The following is a 25,709-nucleotide window of genomic DNA, read 5'->3' as shown; positions in this document are numbered from 1 at the left end:
ACGTGAGCGCAGCTGGGTATGGCCCCCGTGGACTAGGATCGCGCCTGCAGGATTGCCGGCAGGTTCTCCAGCGCCGTCCTGAGAAAGGCGGCCGAAACCGGTTCGCGCGGAGGGTCCGTTTCCTCAGCAGTGGCAAGCTTGCTGCCAAGTTCGGCCAGCGGGAAATTGGGAGCAATCAGCAGCGATCGGGCGAAGTCTGCGGCAGCCTCCACAAATTGCCCTTCCATCATGCGCGCATAGCCGATGCCGCAAAGCATCTGGCCGCGCGCGCCGCTTGCCGGGTTGATCCGCAATGCTGTTTCGAACCGTTGCCGGGCCCGTGCGGGCTCTCCTCGCAGCAGGTCGCCCCACCCTCCCCAGAACAGCGTCGGCTGGTGGTCCGGCAGGATCAGCAGCGCGCCATCCACGATACGCCCCGCTCTCTCCAGATCGCCTCCGGCCAGCAGGAGGGCACCTGCGCAATAGCCAAGGGTTTCGACATTATCGCCGCCCACCCTGATGCCCGTTTCACAATAGCCGAGTGCGCGGTCGCGTGCTTCGGCAGGCAATGCGCCCAAGACATGGGCGAGTGCGTGGGTAAGCGCGGCAAGCGAGAGCGCCCAAGGGCAGGCGGGATCGAGTTCAACAAGTTCGGCAGCCATTTGCGCGGCCGTGGCAACGTCGTCCTTTTGCCAGGTGCGGTACAGGGCATTTGCCTTCCAGTATTTCTCGTAGTTCGATCGGACGGGCGTGACGCGGCTCAGAAAGCGACGGCGTTCGCTGGTGTCGATGACCGTCCAGATCTGCGGGGCGACCGAAGCGGCGATAGCCCGTTCGCGAGAGACAACGTCGGCCTGCGTGTTCACGAACTCGCCCGTCCAGATCTGCTCGCTGGTTTCACCGTCGACGATCTTGACGATTACGCGCAGTCCCTCCTCGTGCGGAAAGCAGGATCCATCGATCAGATAACGCGCGCCTACGCTCTTGGCGATCTCGATGCGGCTGACCTCTCCCCGGGCGGCCTCAGCCGTTGTGCTGTGCGAGATCACCAGCAACTGCGGCACTTCGCTCAGACACAGGGCCAGCGCTTCGGAGATTGCCACGCCGCACCATTCGTTCAGGCGAGCGTCCATCATCGCAAAAGGAAGGACCGCCAGCCTCGGCTTCGGCGGTAGTGAAGGATGCGTAGGCGGTCTGCCCGGTTCGGGGTCAGGCGGCAGGGCCAGTAAGGTCGATGCAGGGGTTTCGGCAACTTCGTCCAACAACGTTTGAATTCGCTCGCGCTCGGAACGGAGCCAATCTTCGAACGCGTCGCAATCGCGCAGGTCCATCCCTTCGAGCAATTCTCCTCGAACCGCTGGCAGGGCCCGCGACCTGGCATCGCTGTCGGCCAGTGTCAGCGCATCGACCTGGACGATATCGAGATCGAGCGCGACGCGCTGCATATCGATCTCGAGCAAGGATTCGGCACTGAAATTACGCAAGGCTTTGCGGCAATTAGACAGTTCGCGGCGCAGGCTGTCCTTCGCCTGCTTATCCTCGCGTTCACCCCAGAATGTCGCTTCGAGCTTGCGCCTCGCCCGGACGCCATGCGGGCCGAGAGCGACGAAGGCGATAAGAGCCATGCCTTTCTGGCTGGTAATGGGGATGCGGCGACTATCGGGCGTATAAAGCCCGAAAGACCCGATTAGCTGCAAACGGAACTTGATCGCACGCCCCTTACTTCAAACGACCAGTTACGCGCAGATTAACCCACCCGGCTATTGCGTGAAAGCGGAATCACGATTCTCGGACGCGGGGTTTGCAATAGTGATTCGCGACCACAGAGATTGCTCCGGCATCTCGGTTTACCAGGGGGATCAAAATGCTAATTCGGATCTTATGCCTGATTGCTGCAGGTATTCTCGTGAGCGGATGTAGTGGTCCGCAAAGCGTTCTTGCGTCGCACCCGATGCAGTTCCCCTGCCCTCAATTCGCGGATTACATCACAGAATACGATCATCGGTCATTTGCTGACATCCAGAAATACGCCGAAGGGCCGCCAACAAACTCTGTCGGTCAATTTGGCGAAGACCTGCTTCTCTCCGGCAATGACACGGCGACGGTCGAGAGGGTTGCTGCGCAAGCGGCAGCTCCCGTCAAGATGCTCATCCTTTCCGGTGGCGGGCAATGGGGAGCGTTCGGCGCAGGCTTCCTCAACGCGCAGGCACCTGCCGATCGCAACTTCGACGTTGTCACCGGAGTCAGCACGGGTGCGATCCAGGCCCTGTTCGTGGGCGCGAACCAGTATGAGCGTATGCAGTACCTCTATGGGTTACCGGAGGGGAATCCGGCGAGCGCGAATGGCATGATCGGATTGATATCCAAGGGATCGCAGCATGATCTGAGTGCACTGCGCAAGATGCTTCGCGACGAACTCTACGGACGCGGCAAGGATAGCCTGCTCACCGCGATCCTGGATGGAAAGGGAGCACGCAATATCCGCATTGCGATGGTCGAGGGGCGTTCAAACAACCTCATGATCGTCGATCTCAGCGGATATATCCGTGCGAAGCATCCCTTGGGCACCGACCGATCGGGCCTTTCGGAGAAAGATGTCGGTGATTGCGTGACCGGACTGGTTCTCGCGTCCAGCGCAATACCGCTGCGCCTCACGCCGGTGCAGATCGATATCGGCGATGAGAACGGCTTGAAGGGCGACTTCCGCACCTTCATGGATGGCGGGGTGCGCCTGTCGATTATCGATCGACAGTTCGCTCAGCTCTCCGAGGACATCTATCTTATGCAACTCTGCAGCCCGCTGGGCGCGGCCAACGAGTGCACCTTGGAGAACCTGAAGAAAGCAGAAAAGAGCGGCCTGATCGAAGCCACGCCGCCGAGCATCTATGTGGTCCGCAACGGGCCAACGGTCGTCCCCAAAAGCTCGCTCGACGCGCATATTGATACGGACCCCGATGCCTATGTCACGGCGATGCGCGGCTACGCGATCCTGGTGAACCAGAACGAGGTCGCTTCGATCGGCGAAATGCAGGCGCGATATCCGTATGACAGCCTGAATGTGGTCAGCGCCGATGGGTACAACTGGATGAGCGGGCAGCAGGTGACCTGGGGCGTCTCACACACGTTCCCCTGCCCCGAACGTGACGAGGGTGTCTATTTCGACAAGGCCTTCATGGAGTGCCTCATTGCGTTCGGTCATTGGCGCAAAGCCAACTACGACGCGGACAATAATGGCTGGCAACAGCTCGCACCGTTGATCGATGAACCCCAAGGTTTGGCGGAAGAAGGGCCAGTCCTGCCGAGCGAAGCCGCCCTCAAGCGCGCGGAGAAATATCTGCCTGCACGCTGACATCGCCAGCCGACTGTTTTCGTCTCATTCGAAGCCCGGGAAGGACCCGCGATATGCCTGCCAAGAGTAAGCGAATGTTCGCTCAATGGTCGAACTACAACCTGACCGCCGGCGAGCCACGCGAGCCGCTCGGGGGACTGGGAATGACGGTCGAGAACCTGTTCGGCCTGCATTGCTCCGATGTCGATCCTGCGCACCCGCTGGCCGCCGCAAGGTCAACCGCCGCAGTGTTGTGCGAGTATATTGCCGAGCTGCGGGATCTGGCGGACGGCGGTGGCACGCTCGGTTCCCCGCAGGGTAAATTCGCTGCCTGCACCGTGGGACAGGGCTGGAGCTTTGCGCGGCTGACGGGCACCCCGGTCGCACAGCTGCTCTCCGAAGGGCTTTCCTGGAACAGTACCGCGCTGGCTCCCGCCGTAAGCAAACGTTTCAAGGGAAACCGGGATCATCTGATGATCGCGGGCGGCGGCACGCGGCTGCGCGAACTGGTCAGCGTTGCTGAGGCCAACAATCTCTCGCTCGAAACCGGGGGAAACCATCTTGGCCAAAGCCTTGCCGGCAGTTGCGGCACCGGGACACACGGCTCGCGGCTCCGCAAAGGCGGCCTCCAGAACATGGTCAGGGCACTCCATATCGTCACCGGCCCCGACAGCCATGTCTGGCTGCAACCGGCCTGCTCCCCGGTGCTCGAAGAAGCCGACATGGAGCAACTCGTCGCCGATATCCCGGCGCGGAAGAAATCGGTTTGCTGCACATTGATCAGCGATGACGATCATTTCGATAATGCCCTGATCCATCTTGGCGCAATGGGCATCGTGAACGCGATGGTCGTCGAACTGCGCCCGATCGAACAGTTCAATGTGCTGGCGCTCCGACACGCCGTTACCCAGAGCTGGTTCGAGAAAATCGACCAGGGTAAGTTCGATGAGATAGCCAGGGATCTCGGCATCACCGACCGCGAGCCTCAGTTCTACGAACTGACGGTGGATCCGCACAACATTTTCGGCCCGGTGGCCGGGCATCTCGTCTACACGCTCAGGGACGCAAGCCTGGCACCTGGTGTGAAAGGCGTGCGGCCGGTTCCCGGCGACGCTCTCTCCCAAATCTCATTCTCTGTCGCACAGCCGGATGCCGCGCCAGCCAGTCCGGTGATAGGACCGGTCGATCCCGCGGTCGACATGATCCTGCGCGCGCTCTTCAGGGAATCACAGACCACCTCCGCCTTTGGACACTATCTCTGGAAAGCCGGTTTCAAGGTGTTCTCCGGCCAGGTCGATCCCGATCGGGATTACGTTGACAGCGGGAGCTGGGGCGAGATTCACGGCGACGAGATAACCGGCGGGATTCCCGGGGGGCTCTACAACGCCTCTTTCGCGATTGATCGCGCCAACACCTCTGCCGCCATGAGGGCGCTCGAACCGATCGGCTCGGAGCATGAGCCCAGCTTCGTCTTCACGCTCAGGTTCGTGCACGATGCCGCAGGTACACTCCGCTTCACCCGCTTTGCCGACTGCACCGTGATCGAAATCGACGGTCTATCGGCGCTGGCCATAGCGCTCGCGCAGAACCAGTATCTGCGCACCACGAGCGAGCGCGACGTGCACATGGTGGCCGCGTTCTCCCAATTGTCGACCACGCTCGAACGAGGGGCAATGTCCGTCCGCCGGGCGCTGGAGGCCGCCGGCATCGACTATTCGATGCACTGGGCGAAGCTCGGCAATCTCAAGGCACCAAAAGTGCTGGAAGACTATGGCGAGGAGACCATCGCAGAGTGGCGGCGGACACGCGACTTTCTGCTGGGCCCCGAGGAACGGATCCTGTTCCGCAATCGGGCGGTCGAGGAATACGGCCTTGTCGCGCCCCTCCCGACGCGACGCTCCGACCAAGATCAGACTGACTCGGAATGCCAAGGAGCGACATGATGAAATCGTCTTATACAGCAATCGCCTGCCTGATGGTCGCCTGGCCACTGCAAGCGGCTTCGGCAATGGCGCAACAGTCGGATGAAGCGCTGGAAAGCGCTCAGGCGCAAGAATTGGCGGAAGCGTCAGAGGTGGATCAGCCAAGCGAGGTCGAATGGCGCGTAAAGGATCGCTTCAGGCTGTTTGCAGGCGCCGACGCTGAGGCCGCTGCAGCGGTCGATACGCTGATGGACAAGCTTGCGGCAAATCCCGACGCCCCGCTGGAGACGTTCTACGACGATTATCTCGCGGTGCTCAGCGATCGCGAAACCGGATACAGGCGTTCGGAAATTCTGCGCAACTCCAACTTCGGGCCCAATCCGTCGAACAAGGATGGGCCGGGCAGGTATGACCCTGACTATCTTTACCCGCAGTCCTACCAGATCGAGCTGACTGTCGCCGCCGCGGGTGACGAGCAGTGCAGCTATACGACCGCGCTCGCCAGTGTCAGTGGGCGCTGCGATGACTGGACCGCGATTTCGGTTCCGGCCGGCGACGGACGGCGAAGCTTCGCTGGTGCAAGAGGCCTAGTCACCGTCTCGCGGGACACTGGCTGGAACGCGCAGGTCCAATATGACTTCAAGGATCTCGCGGTTGTTGCGCTTGGCGACAGCTACATATCCGGCGAAGGCAACCCCGATGTCCCCAGCCGCATCGATGCACCGCTGAACAAGCGATTCATGTCGAGAGCCAGCTGGGGCAGCGCAATCAAGCCGGAACATCTGGCGCAGGAGGCGATCTGGTGGGATCGTTCATGCCACCGGTCGCTGCTTTCCTGGCCCGTCCTTTCGAGCCTAGCGTTCGCCGCCCGCGATGACAGGCAGGCCATAACGCTCGTCCACCTGGGCTGCTCGGGCGCAGTGTCGGACGAAGTGATCGACAAAGAGACACCGAAGCTGCCCGGCGGCGGAAGCGAGCCGGAAAGCCAGCTTGCTCAGCTGAGGACGCTGCTGGATGCGCAGCCCGAAGGTTCGGATCGGCGCGAGATCGACAAGGTCCTGTTGTCGCTGGGCGGCAACGACGTGGCCTTTGCAGATGTGCTTGCCACGCTCGCCTTGCCGCCGAACGGATATTTGATCGACTTTCTTTTTCCGCGACTTGTCGGCAAGTCCGCCGGTGCCGTTTGTCCATACGACCGCAGCGGAATTCCGCTGGCGCGACTTTGCGAAAGCAAGGATTCCGCTCAAACGGAGCTGGCCGACCTCCCGTCCTCCTATAGCAAGCTGACTGAAGCACTGGCGGCGATCGGAATCGCGAAGTCGAAGGTCTTTCATGCGCAATATCCCAACCCGCTGATTTGCAGCGGCGGGAACCCTTGCGACAACAACCCGGCCAACGATCAGCCTCCTTCGGGACAATACGAAGGCACGCACGGGTTCGATGCGCTGATGGGGATCATTCCCAAATTCTTCAGGGGGTGGCGGTACGATCCATGGGGGTTCGAAATCCACTACCTCCCCGAAGGTGACGATACCGATCTGCTCTATCCCGAGTTGCCGCTTACCCAATGCGACGACACGCCCGAGAAGACCGATAGCGAAGTGTGTCAGGCGATGTGGGTACACTATCGCCTCAACCGCGCGGTTGCGGATAGCGGCTTTCGGCAAATCACCGGTCACCTTGGAAAGATCCGGGGACATGGCCTTACGGATATCGGCGATGGACCGGACCTCGTGTTGCCGCTGGCACGCGATGGCCGATGGATTACCGAAAAGACCCCGGAAAACTTCGATCCCTATGCCCGCGTAGAGAACGGTCGGTGGTTCCGCATACCCAACGACAGCATCCTGATGCAGTACCACTTTTCCACCAACGGCAGGCATTTCCACCAGGGGACCGCCCATCCGACATATCGCGCACATCTGGAATATGCGCAGGCCACTCTCGACGAGGCCTTCGAATAGCTTGGCCGCGCTTACTCAAAGACCCATCGGCCAGCCGTCCAACGCGGATTGATAACGGCGATCGGGAATAGCCCCACTGGTCCCATCAAAGAAATCGGGACCAGCGGCTGCGCGCACCAGCCGCCTTGTTTGCGTGTGGGGGAGCGGATCGGCTTGCAGGTCTCCAACCCGTCACTCAGGGTCGAGAAAAGCTGCGGATTTCCCTCTGCACGGAATCTGCACAATTTGCGGTCGACATCCAAACCATCTGACAGATCATGGTGACACAGGCGCGCGCCATCATCCCGTCGATCAGACGGAGAAGAACGATGCTCGCCACACATGCCATTCCCGCCAAGGCCCGGTTTGCCTTTCTTGCCAAGGGTGCCGCGTGCCTCGGCCTGCTCGCGCTATCCGATGTGCTTTTCTACGGATATCAAGGCGGATCGCTGATCGGCCTGTTCGCGCTGGCGTGGCTGGTGGCGCTCGTGCTGGTGCGCCCCGCGGTTCGACGAGGCCTGGGCGGGTGCGTCGCAATCTTTACGGCGCTGCTGTTCGCACTGACCCTGATCCACGATCCCAGCCTGCTGGGCGTCGCCCTGTTCTTTGTCGCCATCGGCACAGTGGCGCTTCTCCCCCGCCACAGCTTCGACCATGCCGGTCGGTGGGGCCTGCGGCTCGGCGCGCTCGGCCTGAGAGCCCCGGTCGGTCCGGTTGACGACCTGCTGCGTGTCAGCAGGCTGCCGGGCCGCCGTGGGTGGAGCGCGCTGGCGATTCTGCTCCAGCTGGCGCTGCCGCTGATCGGCGGCGGGATATTCCTGGCGCTCTTCGCGCACGCCAACCCCGTGCTTGGGTCGGCGCTCGGCACCATCCGCTTGCCGGGCCTTGGCACGCTGTTCCCGCATGCCGTGCTGATCGCGTTCACGCTGGTGCTGGTGTGGCCGACCCTGCGCCCGCGGGCCATGCGGTTCGCGAGCGACCACGAGGCGGTGAATGCGCGGCTGCCCGATCTTTCGGTCACGACGATGCTGCTCACGTTGGTGGCCTTCAACGCGGTGTTCGCGCTGGAGAATGCGCTCGACATTGCCTTCTTGTGGAGCGGCGCGGCTCTGCCCGAGGGCGTCACGCTGGCCGATTATGCCCATCGCGGCGCCTATACGCTGATCGCCACTGCGCTAATGGCGGGGTTGTTCGTCCTCGTCGCCCTGCAGCCCGGGTCCGCAGCCGCGCGAAATCCAACCGTGCGGCGGCTGGTGCTTTTATGGATCGTGCAGAACGTTTTCCTCGTCGCATCGAGCGTACTGCGGCTGTTCGATTATATCGACGCCTACTCGCTGACCGTGCTGCGCATTGCCGCGCTCATGTGGATGGGACTGGTCGCGACCGGGCTCGTGCTGATCTGCTGGCGCTTCATGACCCGGCGATCCGCAGCCTGGCTCATCAACGCCAATGCGATTGCTGCGGCACTCGTGCTCACCGGGGCGAGCATCGTCGATCTTGGCGCAGTAGCGGCGCGGTGGAACGTCGACCATCTGCACGGTCCTGCGCAGTTGGACCTGTGCTACCTCTCGCGGCAGGGCAGCTCCGCTCTCATCCCGCTCATCGAATTGCGCGATGCGCCCGTGAGCGCCGCCATGCGCGATCGGGCAGTTTACCTGAGCGCCGAGGAATACGCCGATCTGGCACGTCGGCAGGCGAATTGGCAGGCCTGGACCTGGCGCGGTGAGCGTCGGCTCGCAGTGGCGGAGGCGCTGCTCGACGGCGACACCCGCCAGCCTTTGCCAGCACCTCATGGGAGGCACTGCGATGGAGCATTGCGCCCGCCCCCTCCTCCATCGCCTGCGCTGGCCGAGCCTGCGCCCGCGACAATGCCACCGAGTTCGCCCGAGCTGGTGCCCACGCAGCCATCGACACCGCCCGAATCCGTACCAGCCGCACCCGCGCCATTGACGCAGGGAGAAAACCCGTGATCCTGTGCCCCATGCCCCGCACGATCCTGGTCGTCGACGACGATCCACATATCCGCCAGCTGCTAGTGTTCGCGCTCGGGAAAGCCGGGCTCGACACGATCGAGGCTGCCGATGGCGAAGCCGCCCTCGCGAGCATCGAAACCCGCGAACCCCATCTCGTCATTCTCGACATCAACATGCCGCGGATGGACGGGTTGGAGGCCTGCCGGCGGATCAGGGCCAGCAGCGAGGTGCCCATCCTGTTCCTCTCCTCGCGCGATGACGAGATTGACCGGGTGCTCGGGATCGAACTCGGCGCGGACGACTACGTGGTGAAGCCGTTCTCCCCGCGCGAAGTCGTGGCGCGGACGCAGGCGATCCTGAGGCGCGTCTCCGCAAGGCCGCCCGATGTCGAGCATTCCGGCGGGCAGATCGCGCATAATTGCCTGACGCTCGATCTGGAAAGCTGGCGGGCGACGTGGGATGGCACAGCCATCCAACTGACCGTGACCGAGTTCACCACCTTGCGCACGCTCGCTTCGTGGCCGGGCAAGGTGTTCAGTCGCGATGCCATAATCGACCGGCTGCATGGTCCCAACTTCGCGGTGACCGACCGCACGGTGGACAGCCACATCCGCAACCTGAGGGCGAAATTCGCAAAAGTGGGCGGCGAGACGCTGATCGAGACGCGGCCGGGCATGGGTTACGCGCTGGGCTCCTGCTTGCCCGCGCGCGCGACCGAGCAGAACGGCTGACGCGGTCCGAAATGCTTCGCGCAGTGAAGGAATGGATCAAGGCCCGCTGGCCGCGCATGCGTCTGCGTACGATCATCTTCGCCACGCTGTTCGTGGTCGCCGCCCTGCCCGGCATCGCGGCGATGTTCCTGCGGGTCTACGAGAACACGCTGGTCCGCCAGACCGAGGCCGAGCTGGTGGCGCAGGGGGCGGCGATCGCAGCCGCCTCCGCCGCTCAATGGCCCGGCGCGCGACCTACCGTCCCGGACGCGACCGACTGGCGGCCCGAACCGCCGACCATCGATCTGAGCAGCAGCGCTATCCTGAGCGAGCGGCCCATACCTCGTCGGGTGGCCGACGCCGCAGATCCGCGCGCGGTGAGACTGGCGCAGGATATCGCACCTGTTGTCGCCCGAACGCGGCAGGTGACGCTTTCGTCGATCATGATACTGGACGGAAGGGGGCGGATCGCGCAGCCCGGGGCTGGCGAGAGTCTGGCAACCCTGCCCGAAATTCGATCCGCGCTCGCCGGGCGGCCGGCCACCGTGTTGCGCCGCAATGGCTCCTACCGCGCGACCTATCGGTTCGAATGGCTGTCGCGCGCGGCGGCGGTGCGGGTGCATCATGCGCGCCCGATTACCGTCGACGGCGAAATCGTCGGCGTGTTGCTGCTGTCGCGTTCCGCGCGCAGCCTGTTCAAGGGCCTCTATGCCGACCGGGGCAAGATCGCGCTGGGCATTGCTGCCATCTTTTTGCTGCTGATCGTACTGAGCGGGCTCCTCTCACGCGGCGTCGTGCGCCCGATCGAAGCGCTGGGTCGCGCGACCCGCACGCTCGCGAGCGGACGAGGCGGCGTGCCCGAACCGCCCCGCACCGCAGCGATCGAGATTCAGGGCCTATACGAGGATTTCGCTCGCATGGAGGCGGCGATCGACCGGCGCTCGCGCTACCTGCGCGATTTCGCGCATGCGGTCAGCCACGAATTCAAGACGCCGCTTTCGGGCATTCGCGGCGCGCTGGAAATCCTCGCCGACCATGGCGACACGATGTCGGCGCAGGAACGCGGTCGCTTCCTCGCCAATGCCGATGCGGATGTCAGCCGCCTGACGCTGCTCTCCACACGCCTGCTCGATCTCGCGCGGGCGGACTTGGGTGCCGGCAACGAGGGGGAGCGGGCCAACCTGGCAGCCGTGCTCAACCGCCTTGCCGATGCTGCCCGCAGCCCCGAATTCGACGTGACGACGCGCATCGCGAACAACATGGCGGCCCTTGCCATTCCCGAAGCCTCGCTCGACGCGATTGCGAGCGCGCTGATCGAGAATAGCCGACAGGCAGGGGCCACGCGCATCGCCTTCACCGCGCAGGACAGCGACGGAACAGTGACCATCCGTGCCCAAGACAATGGCCCCGGCATCCCTTCCGCCGATCGCGAGCGTATCTTCGAACCCTTCTTCACCACCCGGCGCGCCACCGGTGGCAGCGGCCTCGGCCTGCCGATCATCCGGTCGCTGGTCGAAGCGACGGGCGGTTCGCTGCATCTCGAAGCCAGCGAGCAAGGCGCAGTCTTCGTGATCGAGCTGCCGGTCACCGAACGAAGATAGGGGCGGGTCGTGCCGCCAGCCGGAATAGGGCTGGCGGCGCCCTCTATCAGGCGATCCGAACGAGGGTTCCCTGCTCGCCTGCATCCTCGAACTGCGTTGCGCGTCCGGTGAACCGGGCGATGATCTCGGCAGCCGTGCGCGTATGGTCGCTGATCTTCACGCTGCTGAAGGCCCCGCCGCCTGCCAGCGCCATCGGCAGCAGCAGCTGGTCCTGAAGGTAGGGGCCCGCAAAAGCGCGCGACGCTTCGTAGCCCGCCATCCGCTTGCCAGCCGTCGTACCGATCTTCTCCGCCGAGAGGCCAAGCTTGCCAAAACCGGACACGACTTCGGTCACATTCTCGAACTGCGCGTCGAGCATCAGCGCGATGCCCGGCCCCTGGTCCGCAGGCAGTTCGCGGATCGCAATCTGCGCCTCCTCCCAATCTGGCAAGGCCTTGAGCGCAGCCTTGCGAATCCGTTCGGCGATGTCACTCTTTAGCGAGGCGAACAGCACCGTTCCCTCACGCCCCTGCGGCTCGCCACGCTCGAAACACTCGATCCGGCGCAGCGGCGCGGGCTCGATATCGATCTCGATCCGCCCGCCACCGCGCGGGAAGAAGCCGTGCCGCTTGATCCGCGCCGAGACGCGCGGGCCCATCCGTTCGAAAACGGGAAGGAAGCAATTCTCGATAAAGTCGAACGGAGGTGCCATGCTGGCATGCGTGCCTCCCTCGATCACGAGGCGCGACGGTGCGTCCGCCAGCGCGAGCGGGATGAGCACCGTCTGGAGCACCAGCGCGGTCGACCCCGCCGTGCCCACGGCAAAGCGATACTCGCCCGGCGTCACGCGACCCGGCGTAAAGGCGATCCGGTTCGATCCAAGTTCCAGACCCTCGCACTCGGCTGCGCCAATAGTGCACGCAGCCTCGATCGCGGTGAGGTGCTGGCGCATCAGCCCAGGCTGGTCGCGCCCGGCCCGGATTTTCTCGATGACGAAAGGCTCGCCGGTGACGAGCGACAGCGCGCAAGCATTGCGCAGGATCTGCCCGCCCCCTTCCCCTTCGGAGCCGTCGATGGTGATCATTGTTCTTTCCTATTGTCGGTTTCTCACCTGACCCGGCGCGCCGATTGTGTCGAGCTTCGGTTCAGGGTGAGTCGAAAATTGTGGGGTGGCGCGACCCGAAGCGCAGCGACCTTTCGGGTCGTGAGCATCGGAAGCGCGCCACCACGCGATTTGCAGGCCAGCCTGGGCCGAAGGGCGACACAATCACCCCTTCACACACACCACCTGCTTGAGCGTATGCACGATCTCGACCAGATCGGCCTGCGCGGCCATGACCTTGTCGATCGGCTTGTAGGCCTTGGGCGTCTCGTCGATCACGCCGATGTCCTTGCGGCATTCGACCCCGGCGGTGTCGGCAATGTGCTCGTCGAGCGTCACCGCCTTCTTCGCCTGCGTCCGCGACATGATCCGGCCTGCGCCGTGCGAACAGCTGTCGAAACTGTCGGCATTGCCCAGCCCGCGCACGATGAAGCTCTTGGCGCCCATCGAGCCCGGGATGATGCCCATCGTACCCTTGGCCGCACGCACCGCGCCCTTGCGAGTCACCAGCACGTTCTCGCCGAAGTGGTTCTCACGCGTCACGTAGTTGTGATGGCAGTTCACCGCTTCGAGTTCGGCCTTGAAGGGCTTGGCGATCTGCCCGCGCAGCGCGGCGATGACATGCGTCATCATCACGCGCCGGTTGAGCTTGGCGAAGTCCTGCGCCCACTCGACCGCCTCGACGTAATCGTCGAAATGATCGGTCCCTTCCGGGAAATAGGCGAGATCCTCGTCGGGCAGATTGATATGCCACTTGCGCATGTCCTGCTTCGCCAGTTCGATGAAGTAGCGGCCGATCGCATTGCCGACCCCGCGGCTGCCCGAATGGAGCATCACCCACACGCGCTGGTCCTGATCGAGGCACAGCTCGATGAAGTGGTTGCCCGTGCCCAGCGTGCCGAGGTGGACGAGATGGTTCGCCCGTTCCAGCTTCGGGTACTTCGCCACGATCCGGTCGAACCGGTGGACGAGAGTTGCCCACGCCTCGATCGTTTCGGTCGGCGGATCGCCCCAGGCCCCCTTGTCGCGCCCGCCGCGGCCCGATGACCGGCCATGCGGCACGGCCTTCTCGATCGCGGAGCGGATGCCTTCAAGGTTATCCGGAAGGTCGCTCGCCACGAGCGAGGTGCGCGCGGCCATCATGCCGCAGCCGATATCCACGCCGACCGCCGCCGGGATCACCGCGCCCTTGGTCGGGATTACCGAGCCCACGGTCGCGCCGATCCCGACATGGACGTCGGGCATCGCGGCCACATGCTTGAAGATGAACGGCATCTTCGCTGCGCGCGAAAGCTGGTCGCGCGCCTTGTCGTCCACCGGCACGCCGCGAGTCCACATCTTGATCGGTGCCCCGCCGTCGACCTGTTGAAACTCGTAAGTCGTTTGGGTCATCGCGACCTCCCTGGTTTTCTATCACTATGTGTCGGCGACGAAGGTTGGCGAGACATTCTCCGGGTGCGCAGGCCGTGCCCCGCCTCCCCGGTCCCTGTATGTAGTCCCACCGGCATTCGCCGACGTTCAAATTCGAGTGCTGGCGGCGAGGATTGGCGAGACTTCTCCGGATCGCTCCGGGGGCGGGTTCGAACCGCCTGGTTCCCGATGTAGTCCCACCGGCATCCGCCAGCGATAAGTTCTTGTTCGCGTTACCGCTTTGTCACTTGCAGACAGGGTCGGGGCAACGAGTCTTGGCGAGACATGCGGCCCTTAAGCTACGTTGCGGCGGCGGGGTTCGAACCCGCATCTCCTGCACCCGGTTGCCCGGGTACGGGCGCTTTACTCGTCGGGCCTATCTTTGCAGGATGTAGTCCCACCGGCATTTGCCCCGACCCTGTCCAAAAAGTATCTTCAATAGCGAGGTCGCGGCGGCGAGGATTTGGAAAGACGAACCCCTAGGGGCCTTCTGCTCTAACCAGCTGAGCTACTGCCGGTTGCCCGGCAGGCAGGACTTGAACCTGCGACACGATGTAGTCCTCCCGGCATCCGCCGCGACCTTTTGCTCCGTTCTTACAACTCCACCTCGTTGACGATCTCGACCCAGTCGCGCGCCCCATTGTCGGCGAAGCGCGCCATCGCGTCGAACACTGCATCGGTGAAGCCACCGACATTCATGATGTCCTTCCGGTCATCCCAGGTCTGCGTCGAGCCGTAAGGCTGGATGTCGATGCAGATCAGCTTTGCACCCGGATTGCGACGCTTCAGCTTCGCCCACTCGTTCATCGTCGCCGTTGCCCCATGCCGTCGATCATCGATCCAGGACTGGTTGTCCGAAACGATCATGATAGTGTCCACTTTCGCCCGCTCGCGGTTGAGCCGTGCAAGCGGAGCCGAGACATTGGTTCCACCCCCGCCGACCCCGGCCAGCTTCGCGGCGTTCACCGCAACGCGGGCCATAGGGTCAAGCGTCAGGTTCACCACGCCCACTTCGAACGGCATCACACGGGTATGCGGATTGCTCCGCAGCATCGCGGCCGAGACCAGCGCGGCAACATCGATGCAGCGCACGACCGAGGTCGCACCCTTGCGCCATCCGGTCGCCGGCGAGCCCATTGAGCCCGACACGTCCGGACACACCACGACATTGCCTTCCAGCGCGGGCACATTGACCAGCGAACGCTCCAAAGCGTGCTCCAGCGCAGCCTGCACCGCCAGCGGTACGCCGTCGCCGACCTGCGTCAGCGCCGTCATCAGCTGGTAGGGAGCAGGACGAACCTTCGACAGCGCATCCTCGTCCGACAGGCGAGCCGCAACCATCTCGGTCACACCCTTCACCTGGAACGCGCCCTTGCGGGCCAGCGTGTTGAGGTTCATCCGCAGCGCCTGCCAGCCCATGCGTTCGGCCAGCACGCCCCACTGCTTCGCGGTCAGCTCGAACGAGGTCAGCCATTCGAAGGGCACATCCGGCAGCGGCCCAGAAACATTATTCTGGCGGCCCGCCTTCCATGCTTCGAACTGCGCGATCTCCTTCGGCAGCGCCGCGACATCGTAGGGTTTGCCGATCAGCCAGCCATAGAACGCGCGCCGCTCGGCAGAAGCCGGAGCCGGATGGACCATCTTCACGATGTCCGCCAGGCTCGGGTCCTTGCCCGTCGCCGCCCGCATCAGCTGGCGGGTGGAGGCATTCTCCAGCCATTCGCGCACCAGCCGCTTGGGCCGCGAGCCGAGCGAGGTCCGCCCCGTCTGCCCCGACCGCATGATCTGCACGAAATTGCGCAGCATCCGCCCGTTGTCGATCACGCGGCGGAACACCGGGACCATCAGGTCCGGATCAGCCGTCGAAAGCACGGCGGTAAGCAGCGCGGGCATATCCTTCATCGAACCCGAGGTGCGGGCATAGACGGCGCACTTGGCGACCCATTCGGGATCGACCGCCTGCGCGGCATCAAGCGCCTTGGCAAGCTGGTCTTGCGCGTCGGCATAAAAGCCGTCCGACAGGGTGCCCGTCGCGGCAATTTGCGCGAGCAGGGCCTGCGGCCCGTAGGCATAGGCGTCGCCGCCAGCCTCGTTGACCGCATCGGTGCGCGGGAGCACCTTCGCCAGCGCCGAGGAAAACAGGTTCTTGTTGGCCATCGTCCAACTCCATCTAACGGGCTTTGGGCGGCCGGCCGATTCCGACCGCCCATTTCACCGCGTCTCACCGGGCGTTCGACCAACCCGGTGCCGGATGATTTGCATGAGGCGTGCCAGTTTCGTCGTGACGAATGCAAATTAAGCTCAAACATCTGATATAAATAGATTTTAGCATTTCCGTGCGCTGACGTCGTCGATCGTGGAAGTCCTCCTTTCTTATCTCCTTGTATCGCGTACGATAAAATTTTATAGCTTCTGGCATGAAGTCAACGACCGTCATCGGATTTCTAGGCTCGACCCTCGACGCGTCGAAGTTCGGGCCATCGCGCTGGAACAAGTGGCGGCCCACAGTCGGCCTGTGCATGCAGCCCGATCTGCGCGTAGATCGCTTCGTACTGCTCCACGGCGATTACCATCGCCGCCTTGCCGAGTACGTCACGCAGGATATCCGCGATGTCTCGCCCGAGACCGAAGTCGTGCCCCACGTCATCAATTTCGAGGACGCATGGGATTTCGAAGAGGTCTACACCCAGCTGCTCGATTTTGCGCAAGGGTTCGCATTCGAGCCGGAGAACGAGGACTATCTGGTCCATATCACCACCGGCACCCACGTCGCGCAGATCTGCCTGTTCTTGCTGACCGAAGCGCGCTTCATCCCGGGCAAGCTGCTCCAGACCCAGCCTGTCCGGAGCAAGCCCGACCCGACCGGCAGCTGGAACGCGATCGACCTCGACCTGTCGCGCTACGACAGCATCGCCCAGCGCTTTGCCGCCAGCAGCCGCGAGAGCACCTCATTCCTCAAGGGCGGGATCGAGACGCGCAACGCCGCCTTCAATGCGATGATCGACGAGATCGAGCAGGTCGCCACGCGGTCGTCGGCTCCGCTATTGCTGATGGGGCCGACCGGCGCTGGCAAAAGCCTGCTGGCGCGCCGCATTTATGAGCTCAAGGCCGACCGGCACCGGCTGGCCGGCCCCTTCGTGGAGGTCAACTGCGCGACGCTGAAGGGTGACAACGCGATGTCCGCCCTCTTCGGCCACCAGAAGGGCGCCTTCACCGGGGCGGTCGCCGACCGCGCGGGCCTGCTGCGCAGCGCCGACGGCGGCATGCTGTTCCTCGACGAGATTGGCGAACTGGGGCTCGACGAACAGGCGATGATCCTGCGCGCGATCGAGGAAAAGCGCTTCCTGCCGATGGGATCGGACAGGGAGGTGGCAAGTCAGTTCCAGCTGATTGCAGGAACCAACCTCGATCTGATCGACGCGGCAGCAAAGGGCACCTTCCGCGACGACCTGTTCGCGCGGCTCAACCTGTGGACCTTCCACCTGCCCGGCCTCGCCGAACGCAGCGAGGATATCGAGCCGAACATCGACTTCGAGTTGGAACGGTTCGCCTTCGCCGAAGACACACGCGTTACCTTCAACAAGGAGGCGCGAGAACGCTATGTCGCGTTCGCAACCAGCCCGGCTGCGGCATGGAGCGGCAATTTTCGGAATCTTTCTGCCAGCATCACGCGCATGGCCACGCTGAGCGCCGATGGCCGGATCAACCGCGAAACGGTGGACCTCGAGGTCGCTCGCCTCCAGCGATCTTGGACGACCGAGGCGGGTTCTTCCGATAAAGGGCGCTTGCTCGCTGTTCTGGGAGAAGAGAGGCTGAGCCGGCTCGACCCCTTCGACCTGCCCCAACTGGCCGAAGTGATCCGGGTCTGCCGCCGCAATCCCAACCTGTCGGCGGCGGGGAGAGAGCTGTTTTGCGTATCCCGCCAGCACCGTAGGTCGACGAACGATGCCGACCGCCTTCGAAAATACCTTGCGCGCTATGACCTCACCTGGGCCGATATCCGCCAATAGGTCGATCTCGAACAGGCAGGTTCCGAGGGAAACGCCTGTTCCGACTGGGATCGCGGCGCCCGGCCCCGGCAACCATTCGGCCCGGCGCGAGGGGCAGGATAAGGCTGCGTTCGACCTTGGGGAGGTCAGCTCTCCACTGGATGATCCGCGCTGTCGCCCGAATGCCGCCAGCGGATGAGATACTCGCTCGCGCGCTCGCGCGAGAAGTCCTCAGGCAAGCCCAGCGCCGACAATGTTCCCGGCCCGATCAGCGTCGCGCTCAGCGCCGCCATCACGATGATCGCTACCACTTTCGGCAGCGCATCGGGCGGCAGGCGGCCGCCTTGCTCGGTGGTTTCGGCCAGCTCGGCAGGGAGGCTGCCAAGATGCGCGTACATCGAAGCCAGCCGATCGCTGCCGTGGGCGGCGAGCCAGCGCATGGTTGCGTGAACGGGACCGCCGACTAAGTCGGGTGCGTTATCGATCAGCCATGTCCGGCTCGCAAGAGACGAGACCATAATATTGAGAGGCGAGATGTCGCCGTGCACCAGTCCATGATGGCGTAGTGCTTCGAGCGTCTCCAGCGTCTGAGAAGCGATCGTGTCGATCGCGGAGGCCGGGCTTCTTCCAGTGCGCTGGAATTCAGCGGGCAGGTTCGCAAGCGCGATACCGTCGAGCCATTCGAACACGGCGTAAGGCCGGCCCTCGTGCTCTCCCAAATCGAGAATGGCGAGCATCCCGGGAATGGCGTGTGCGGCGAAGGTCCGCCAGGTGGCGGCCAGGGCGGCGGCGGCAGAGGCATCCCCGATCTTGATGAAGACCTGTCGGCCTAGTCGCACATCTAGCGCATTGCCGGAGGCGAAGGGATCCTCCTACAGGCTGTCGATCCGATAGCGCCCGGCGCTTGTCGGCTGCTTCTGGTTCATCTCACGCCCTCCGATCGATGGATCCCGCTATCCAATCTTACTTCCTGCCAAACAGGCGCGAGAAGAAACCCCCGCGCCGCGCGCGACCATCGCCGTCCGGCCTTTCTACGCACGCCGGATCCGGCCCGCTTGCAAGACCGGGAGGTCCATGGTCCGACTGACCGGAGCCGAAGACGGCAGAGCGCGTGTCGAGCGCATGCGATCGTTGCGCATGCCGGTGTGAGCCGAAGGGACCCTTCTCGTAGAGTGTGCAAGCGGCGGGCCGGTATTCGCCGTCAATCTCGGAAAACAACTCGGTCGCGCGCCGCACAACGTCCGGATTTTCATCATCCAGCTTTCCCAGAGTTACGTGCGGGAGAAATGTCGATCCGGCATAGCGATATCCGTAGGTTTCATATGCCTCCTTCTCAGCCTGGGTGAAGCGATCGGTCTTTGTATCGGGTTCGCCCGGAGCAGTCTGCGATCCGGAAGCGGCAACGATTTCCTCGTGGAGTGCCTGCAGCGCATCGTTCTTTTGCGCTAGCCAGAAGTACCAACCCGTCGGCTTGTAGATGACCCTATCGAATATAAGCGGCGGGACATGTTGGGTCTCTAATATCCGAACAATATTCTGCCAATAGTCGTCGATCACGTCCCAATTGACACTATTGAGCTGCATGAGCGTGAGATGCGGGATATCTTCGGCGAGGCCAAAATCGGGCTGGAGGCCGAATTCATCCACCAGTACCTGCTGACGTTGCAGCATCCTGCGGCTGTCGTCGTCATTGAAGACGAGCGCAATTCCGAGTTCTTTTGGCTGCACTAAATTAACCTTTCAAAGCGGGCCGGGCGCCGTTGTGGAGGATGACTTTCGCTGCAAGCTCCAACCCTTTTGCAGCGGCCTCCTCCACCTGTGCATTCCGGGCGAGGGCGCTCAGGAAGCCGGCATTGAAGGCATCGCCGCCACCCGTCCGGTCTATAGGTCGAACCGCTGCGGTAGGGATGTGGATCGGTGCGTGCTTCCCGCCGATGACGCAGGCTCCGCTCGCGCCGCGGGTCACGACCAGTGTGGCATCGGATCGATCCATCAGACCCTGAACGCATTCGATCACATCATCGGTCCCGAGCGCCCGTTGCAGTTCGTCCTCGTTGCAAAACATGAAATCGCACAGCGCGGCGAATCTCTCTGGATGGGCGCCATTCAACTCGACGCTTATAATCGCTCCTTGAGCCTGCGCTCCGGCGATATAGTCTTCTGCTCCGGCGAAATGGCGCGACGTGATGTGCACGATATCTCCTGGCTCCGGCGCATCCGCCGACCCCAGGCACTCGCGTATCGCTTGGTCGGGACGCCGGGGCCCACCCGAGGAGATCATCATCTTGCTCTCGCCAGTCGAAATGATGACGGCCAGGCGGCTGTCCGTGCCCGCAGACACCTTGAGATGAGAAGTCCCGACCGACGCACTGCGCAAGCTCTCGATAGACAGGCTGGCGAAGTGATCGTCGGCCAGTTCGCCATGGAAGATCGTTTCGCAGCCCAGTTTGCCCAGCCAGTAGGCGGTATTTGGGGCCGAGCCGCCCGGGCCTTCGTAACGTTCGAATGCGCTCATTTTCTCGTGCGGCACGGGGAAGCGATCCGTCTTGAGAACGATATCGAAATTCAATCCGCCGATCACGATGAAAGCCACTAGTCGAAACCAATCCTATAGCTTTCGTAAAGTATCTTTTCGACAGCTTGACGCACGATACTATCCGAAAAACTCCAGTTATACGAGCCCGAAACCAGTTCTTCGAGCAGGATCTGATGACGTTCCGCATTCGCCCAATTGGTGTTGAAGCTTATCCAAAGGGCGTTTGCAAACGCCTTCGCTGCCTCTTGGCCGCCGAGCAATGAAACGAGCCGATCGCTCGCGATGATGCAATTGCGCGAGGCCGAAAGCAGTTCCGCTCTGATCGCTTCGTCAAGTGCCGATCTGGGCAAAATTTCCCGAACCTCTCCGGCAGCGATCGCGCATTGCCTGACGTTCTGACCGGTATTCAGGAGCGCATCGGGGATCAGCGAGAAAAACTCCATACCCGTGGTGATGGGAACGTCGACCACCTTGATCCCATGCTCGGTGACCGCCTCCTTTCCGCCAACGACGCGGTAGAATACCTCAGCCATATCGCTCTTTACCGGCAGGCCCACGGTTGCGCCGGCGATCGCCTTCGCGAAGCCATCCTGACCAATTTCGCTCCAGGTACTGTCGGTCTTCGCGAGGATGGAAAAATTATGGCCTCCCATGGAGCGTCCGGCCTGACCTATTATCGAATAGCCAGGCGACGCTCGACGATCGGAATATCCCTTCGCGCGGTTGAAATTGTAGATCGCGAGATCGAGCTGCCCGTCTTCGAGATGTTCGAGTATCTGATCGTTCCACGGGTATGATGTCGTCGCGACGAGCCCGCCCGCCATTCCGAGATGCCGCTCCACCTCCCAGGCGCTGGTTATGGCGTGGATGACGAAGAGTGGCGACAGGGCGATGCGGACGATGTCGGGTGGGGGGGATGGGGCTGCCTGCTCCCCAGTTGTCGTCGCGACAAGCGCCTCTAGATCTTTGAGCAGTTGAACGAAGGCTGCCGCTTTGGAGGAGAGGGCGCGACTTTCCATCTCGGTAGTATGGAGCTGCCGAAAACCCATCGGTGGTTGGCTGGAATCTAGCCTGACCGGCAACAATTTGTTGTCATCGGCTGCATGATCGGCTTCGTCGAGTACCCAGCGAGAATGCGTCGAACTGAGGCTCCAAAGGACGATGACCGCCCGAGCCTGGTCAAGTTCCGCTTCGATCACTTCGCGAAAGCGAGAGCCCCGCTTCAAGTTCTGATCCCACCAGACCGTGTAGTTGCTCTGTACGAGCAATTCAGCAAGGCGAGATGCGGTGTGGCGGTCCTTGCGCGAATAGCTGATGAATATGTCTGCCAAGGCCGCCAGCGCCAAACGGATTTCTCGGCCAGCATGTTTTCGAAGCGGCGATGTCAGATCAAGCGAAAACCACAAAGGTGGGCAATTTTCCGTACGGCCGAGACCGTCCATACCCCGTCACGATTAGAGGAAGGATCGTACGCCGGCTTCGGCAATGACCAGCTCAAGTCCGAAATCGAAGCGCTTCGGGAAGCGATCGCTCGATATCGTGAAAACACCGCGATCTCCTAGTTCGGGAAAGATCGCAGCGATATCTTCGAAGTGCAGTTCGACCTCGCGCCGATCCTCCGGGTCGATCAGGTATTGCAGGAGCACCGCTCATCCTGAAGATGAGATCCTCCCCCCCCAGCGGGCAGACGCCGCCGGAGCGGGTCCAGCCATAGGCCCCGGGTTGCTGGATACTCCGCACCGATTGGTGGAATTCCATCAACTTGATATTCGGCAGCGGAAGATGAGTGTCACTGCCCTGGTAGCCTTCTGAAGAGCATATGACTACGGCGTATCGCTCGCTTAGTAACTCGAGGGCGACATCGCGAACGTTCAAAAGCAAGATGCTCCCATGCGCAAAACAACGGCCCGACTCTAATCAAAGCTAGGGAAAACTGGGGTCACGTCACAAGGCAGTGCATAGTTCAGCTTGGCCGGCTGCATACGGGCAGCCGTCCAACAACTGCTTACTATGTGCTTACAGAACTCAACACAAAAAGCCCCGCTGGGAACAGCGAGGCGAGAAACGTTAGCGATTTCAGGGGTTCGGTGGTTGCGGGAGTTGGATTTGAACCAACGACCTTCAGGTTATGAGCCTGACGAGCTACCGGACTGCTCCATCCCGCGTCACCATGTGGCTGGCCCAAGGCCAGCGGTTGCATCCGCAACCAGTGCCATGCATCGCAAATGATAGCTCCGCTCGGCACGACGTCGCGAAAGACGCCAAAAGGGCCGCCCTTGCGGGTCAGCCCTTCGACTTTGTGAATGGGTTTATACCACACCCCGCAAGCTACAATGCCTCGCGGCGACCTACTCTTCCAGTGCTTGAGCACTAGTACCATCGGCGCTGCCTGGTTTCACGGCCGAGTTCGAGATGGGATCGGGTGGGTCACAGGCGCTATGACCACGAAGCAATGAAGCTTGCGGGTGGGCTATAATCGATGCGCCAATCCGAAGACTGGCTGGTATTCGAGGCGTCTATCTGGCTTCGAGCATTCTTTCCGATCGACGAAGCCCAGCAGGACTGTCGTTGATGGTGCAAATTCTCAAGCATGATCAGAACTATTAGGACCGGTTAGCTCCATGCATTACTGCACTTCCACACCCGGCCTATCAACGTCGTGGTCTACGACGGTTCGAAGATACCTAATCTCAAGGGAGGCTTCCCGCTTAGATGCTTTCAGCGGTTATCCCGTCCGTACATAGCTACCCTGCGGCACCCTTGGCAGGATGACAGGTACACCAGAGGTACGTTCACCCCGGTCCTCTCGTACTAGGGGCAACTCCTTTCAAGTATCGACGCCCACGGCAGATAGGGACCAAACTGTCTCGCGACGTTCTGAACCCAGCTCACGTACCACTTTAATTGGCGAACAGCCAAACCCTTGGGACCTGCTCCAGCCCCAGGATGTGATGAGCCGACATCGAGGTGCCAAACGATTCCGTCGATATGAGCTCTTGGGAATCATCAGCCTGTTATCCCCGGCGTACCTTTTATCCGTTGAGCGATGGCCCTTCCACGAGGGACCACCGGATCACTATGACCGACTTTCGTCTCTGCTCGACTCGTCAGTCTCGCAGTCAGGCAGGCTTATGCCATTGCACTCTCGCAGACGGTTTCCAACCGTCCTGAGCCTACCATCGCGCGCCTCCGTTACTCTTTAGGAGGCGACCGCCCCAGTCAAACTACCCGTCACAGAGGGTCCCTACACCGGATAACGGTGCGAGGTTAGACATCAGAAAACAGCAGGGTGGTATTTCACCTATGGCTCCACATCGGCTGGCGCCAATGCTTCAAAGCCTCCCACCTATGCTACACAACTCTTTCCTAATGCCACTCTGAAACTGCAGTAAAGGTGCACGGGGTCTTTCCGTCTAACCGCGGGTACTCCGCATCTTCACGGAGAATTCAATTTCGCTGAGCATATCCTGGAGACAGTGGGGAAGTCGTTACGCCATTCGTGCAGGTCGGAACTTACCCGACAAGGAATTTCGCTACCTTAGGACCGTTATAGTTACGGCCGCCGTTTACTGGGGCTTCAATTCGGAGCTTGCACTCCTCCTCTTAACCTTCCAGCACCGGGCAGGCGTCAGACCCTATACGTCGTCTTGAAGCCGACTTAGCAGAGTCCTGTGTTTTTGCTAAACAGTCGCTACCCCCTGGCCTGTGCCCCCTGAAAAGAGTTGCCTCGATCCAGGGCCTCCTTCTTCCGAAGGTACGGAGGCAATTTGCCGAGTTCCTTCAGGATACTTCTCTCAAGCGCCTTGGTATACTCTACCTGACCACCTGTGTCGGTTTCGGGTACGGTCTATATGAAGAGGCTATTTCCTGGGACAACTTGGCTGCATGCTCAATCCAATAAGAACACACAACTTCCGCTATCCGTCACACATCTTCAGGCCCACGAATATTAACGTGGTTCCCATCGACTACCCCCTTCGGGCTCGTCTTAGGGGCCGGCTCACCCTGCGCCGATTAGCGTTGCGCAGGAACCCTTGGTCTTTCGGCGAAAGGGCATCTCACCCTTTTTATCGCTACTCATGTCAGCATTCGCACTTCCGATACGTCCACCGTCGGTTACCCTTCGGCTTCACTCGCTTACGGAACGCTCCGCTACCGCGTACAGTAAACTGTACACCCTAAGCTTCGGTGCATCACTTTAGCCCCGTTACATCTTCGCCGCAGGAACCCTTATTTAGACCAGTGAGCTGTTACGCTTTCTTTAAAGGATGGCTGCTTCTAAGCCAACCTCCTGGTTGTTTTGGGATTCCCACATGCTTTCCCACTTAGTGATGACTTGGGGACCTTAGCTGTAGGTTAGGGCTGTTTCCCTTTTGACGACGGACCTTAGCACCCGCCGTCTGTCTGCCAGACAAGACTCGATGGTATTCGGAGTTTGGTTAGGTTTGGTACCGCTCGCGCAGCCCTAGCCCATCCAGTGCTCTACCCCCATCGGCATACATCTGACGCTCTACCTCAATAGATTTCGCGGAGAACCAGCTATTTCCCGGCTTGATTGGCCTTTCACCCCTAAACACAGCTCATCCGAGAATTTTTCAACATTCACCGGTTCGGTCCTCCAGTGCGTGTTACCGCACCTTCAACCTGGCCATGCCTAGATCGCCGGGGTTCGGGTCTAATACATCATACTCTGTCGCCCTATTCAGACTCGCTTTCGCTACGCCTACACCTAACGGCTTAAGCTTGCATGATACATTAAGTCACTGACCCATTATGCAAGAGGTACGCTGTCACCCCCTATGGGGCTCCAACTGCTTGTAAGCATCCGGTTTCAGGTACTGTTTCACTCCCCTAATCGGGGTGCTTTTCACCTTTCCCTCACGGTACTGTGTTCGCTATCGGTCGTATACGAGTATTTAGGCTTGGAGGGTGGTCCCCCCATATTCAGACAGGATTACACGTGTCCCGCCCTACTCAAGTCCTTGAAAATCACTTTCGCGTACGGGGCTGTCACCCGCTATGGCCAGTCTTTCCAAACTGTTCCGCTAGTTAAATCCAAGGCACTGGCCTGGTCCCGGTTCGCTCGCCACTACTACGGGAATCTCGGTTGATGTCTTTTCCTCCGGGTACTGAGATGTTTCAGTTCCCCGGGTTCGCTTCACCAAGTCTATTTTATTCAACTCGGTGATACCTTGTCCACCTCACTCCGAGCCCCAGAAGGGATCGAAGAGAAATGG

The 25,709-nt window shown here is 61.6% G+C and carries 17 protein-coding genes, 1 tRNA gene and 2 rRNA genes (1 of these 20 cut by a window edge); 8 read left to right on the top strand and 12 right to left on the bottom strand.

All coding sequences use genetic code 11. From position 1 onward, the window contains the following. Positions 1 to 32: 32 nt before the first annotated feature. Complete coding sequence (locus AAG612_RS01020; RefSeq protein WP_342506349.1) at positions 33 to 1,115, bottom strand: tetratricopeptide repeat protein; 1,083 nt, start codon at positions 1,113 to 1,115, stop codon at positions 33 to 35. A gap of 132 nt (positions 1,116 to 1,247) precedes the next feature. Here AAG612_RS01020 and AAG612_RS01015 point away from each other — a divergent pair, with 132 nt between their 5' ends. From AAG612_RS01015 to AAG612_RS00985, 7 genes are all read left to right on the top strand, one after another. Then, positions 1,248 to 1,670, top strand: a complete 423-nt coding sequence (locus tag AAG612_RS01015; RefSeq protein ID WP_342506348.1) for a hypothetical protein — start codon at positions 1,248 to 1,250, stop codon at positions 1,668 to 1,670. A 173-nt stretch (positions 1,671 to 1,843) separates the two neighbouring features. Further along, a complete protein-coding gene (locus AAG612_RS01010; RefSeq protein WP_342506346.1) occupies positions 1,844 to 3,328 on the top strand; it encodes a patatin-like phospholipase family protein in 1,485 nt (494 codons plus the stop codon). Between the two features lie 74 nt (positions 3,329 to 3,402). Then, positions 3,403 to 5,250 (top strand): hypothetical protein, encoded by a 1,848-nt coding sequence (locus tag AAG612_RS01005; protein ID WP_342506344.1) that lies wholly within the window; start codon positions 3,403 to 3,405, stop codon positions 5,248 to 5,250. Next, positions 5,250 to 7,193 (top strand): SGNH/GDSL hydrolase family protein, encoded by a 1,944-nt coding sequence (locus AAG612_RS01000; protein WP_342506343.1) that lies wholly within the window; start codon positions 5,250 to 5,252, stop codon positions 7,191 to 7,193. The genes AAG612_RS01005 and AAG612_RS01000 overlap by 1 nt, the downstream gene beginning before the upstream one ends. Positions 7,194 to 7,501: 308 nt before the next feature. Beyond that, on the top strand, positions 7,502 to 9,142 hold the full coding sequence (locus AAG612_RS00995; RefSeq protein WP_342506340.1) for a DUF4153 domain-containing protein: 1,641 nt from the start codon (positions 7,502 to 7,504) through the stop codon (positions 9,140 to 9,142). Positions 9,143 to 9,153: 11 nt separating this feature from the next. Continuing rightward, on the top strand, positions 9,154 to 9,876 hold the full coding sequence (locus tag AAG612_RS00990; protein ID WP_342506338.1) for a response regulator transcription factor: 723 nt from the start codon (positions 9,154 to 9,156) through the stop codon (positions 9,874 to 9,876). An 11-nt stretch (positions 9,877 to 9,887) separates the two neighbouring features. Continuing rightward, positions 9,888 to 11,456, top strand: a complete 1,569-nt coding sequence (locus tag AAG612_RS00985) for an ATP-binding protein (RefSeq protein ID WP_342506336.1) — start codon at positions 9,888 to 9,890, stop codon at positions 11,454 to 11,456. Between the two features lie 46 nt (positions 11,457 to 11,502). On the opposite strand, the gene rtcA is transcribed toward AAG612_RS00985, so the two are convergent. From rtcA to AAG612_RS00970, 3 genes are all read right to left on the bottom strand, one after another. Beyond that, on the bottom strand, positions 11,503 to 12,519 hold the full coding sequence (gene rtcA, locus AAG612_RS00980) for an RNA 3'-terminal phosphate cyclase (protein WP_342506333.1): 1,017 nt from the start codon (positions 12,517 to 12,519) through the stop codon (positions 11,503 to 11,505). Between the two features lie 183 nt (positions 12,520 to 12,702). Next, a complete protein-coding gene (locus AAG612_RS00975) occupies positions 12,703 to 13,929 on the bottom strand; it encodes an RtcB family protein (RefSeq protein ID WP_342506332.1) in 1,227 nt (408 codons plus the stop codon). Between the two features lie 612 nt (positions 13,930 to 14,541). Beyond that, the gene (locus tag AAG612_RS00970) at positions 14,542 to 16,104 is read right to left on the bottom strand and encodes a vWA domain-containing protein (protein ID WP_342506330.1); all 1,563 of its coding nucleotides are present in this window, start codon (positions 16,102 to 16,104) and stop codon (positions 14,542 to 14,544) included. 260 nt (positions 16,105 to 16,364) lie between these two features. Between AAG612_RS00970 and rtcR the strand changes: the two genes are divergently transcribed. Beyond that, a complete protein-coding gene (gene rtcR / locus AAG612_RS00965; RefSeq protein ID WP_342506328.1) occupies positions 16,365 to 17,957 on the top strand; it encodes an RNA repair transcriptional activator RtcR in 1,593 nt (530 codons plus the stop codon). Between the two features lie 125 nt (positions 17,958 to 18,082). Here the strand turns inward: rtcR and AAG612_RS00960 are convergent, their stop codons facing one another. From AAG612_RS00960 to AAG612_RS00925, 8 genes are all read right to left on the bottom strand, one after another. After that, complete coding sequence (locus AAG612_RS00960; protein ID WP_342506326.1) at positions 18,083 to 18,775, bottom strand: protein kinase family protein; 693 nt, start codon at positions 18,773 to 18,775, stop codon at positions 18,083 to 18,085. Between the two features lie 124 nt (positions 18,776 to 18,899). After that, positions 18,900 to 19,664 carry a 2'-5' RNA ligase family protein gene (locus AAG612_RS00955; protein ID WP_342506324.1) on the bottom strand — a complete coding sequence of 255 codons (765 nt, stop codon included), beginning with the start codon at positions 19,662 to 19,664 and terminating at the stop codon, positions 18,900 to 18,902. A gap of 4 nt (positions 19,665 to 19,668) precedes the next feature. Beyond that, a complete protein-coding gene (locus AAG612_RS00950) occupies positions 19,669 to 20,529 on the bottom strand; it encodes a carbohydrate kinase family protein (RefSeq protein WP_342506322.1) in 861 nt (286 codons plus the stop codon). Continuing rightward, the gene (locus tag AAG612_RS00945) at positions 20,529 to 21,818 is read right to left on the bottom strand and encodes a toll/interleukin-1 receptor domain-containing protein (RefSeq protein ID WP_342506320.1); all 1,290 of its coding nucleotides are present in this window, start codon (positions 21,816 to 21,818) and stop codon (positions 20,529 to 20,531) included. Before AAG612_RS00945 ends, AAG612_RS00950 begins: the two co-directional genes overlap by 1 nt. A 108-nt stretch (positions 21,819 to 21,926) precedes the next feature. Next, entirely contained in the window at positions 21,927 to 22,118 is a 192-nt protein-coding gene (locus tag AAG612_RS00940) for a hypothetical protein (RefSeq protein ID WP_342506318.1), read from the bottom strand. A gap of 442 nt (positions 22,119 to 22,560) precedes the next feature. After that, positions 22,561 to 22,637: transfer RNA gene (locus tag AAG612_RS00935), tRNA-Met, on the bottom strand. A 170-nt stretch (positions 22,638 to 22,807) separates the two neighbouring features. After that, positions 22,808 to 22,922: ribosomal RNA gene (gene rrf, locus AAG612_RS00930) — 5S ribosomal RNA — on the bottom strand. 133 nt (positions 22,923 to 23,055) lie between these two features. Further along, positions 23,056 to 25,709: ribosomal RNA gene (locus AAG612_RS00925) — 23S ribosomal RNA — on the bottom strand (it continues 136 nt past the right edge of the window).

The sequence above is a fragment of the Citromicrobium bathyomarinum genome, assembly GCF_038594605.1.
In the GTDB taxonomy this organism is placed as follows: domain Bacteria; phylum Pseudomonadota; class Alphaproteobacteria; order Sphingomonadales; family Sphingomonadaceae; genus Alteriqipengyuania; species Alteriqipengyuania bathyomarina_B.
This window is presented reverse-complemented; position numbering and strand designations above follow the sequence as displayed.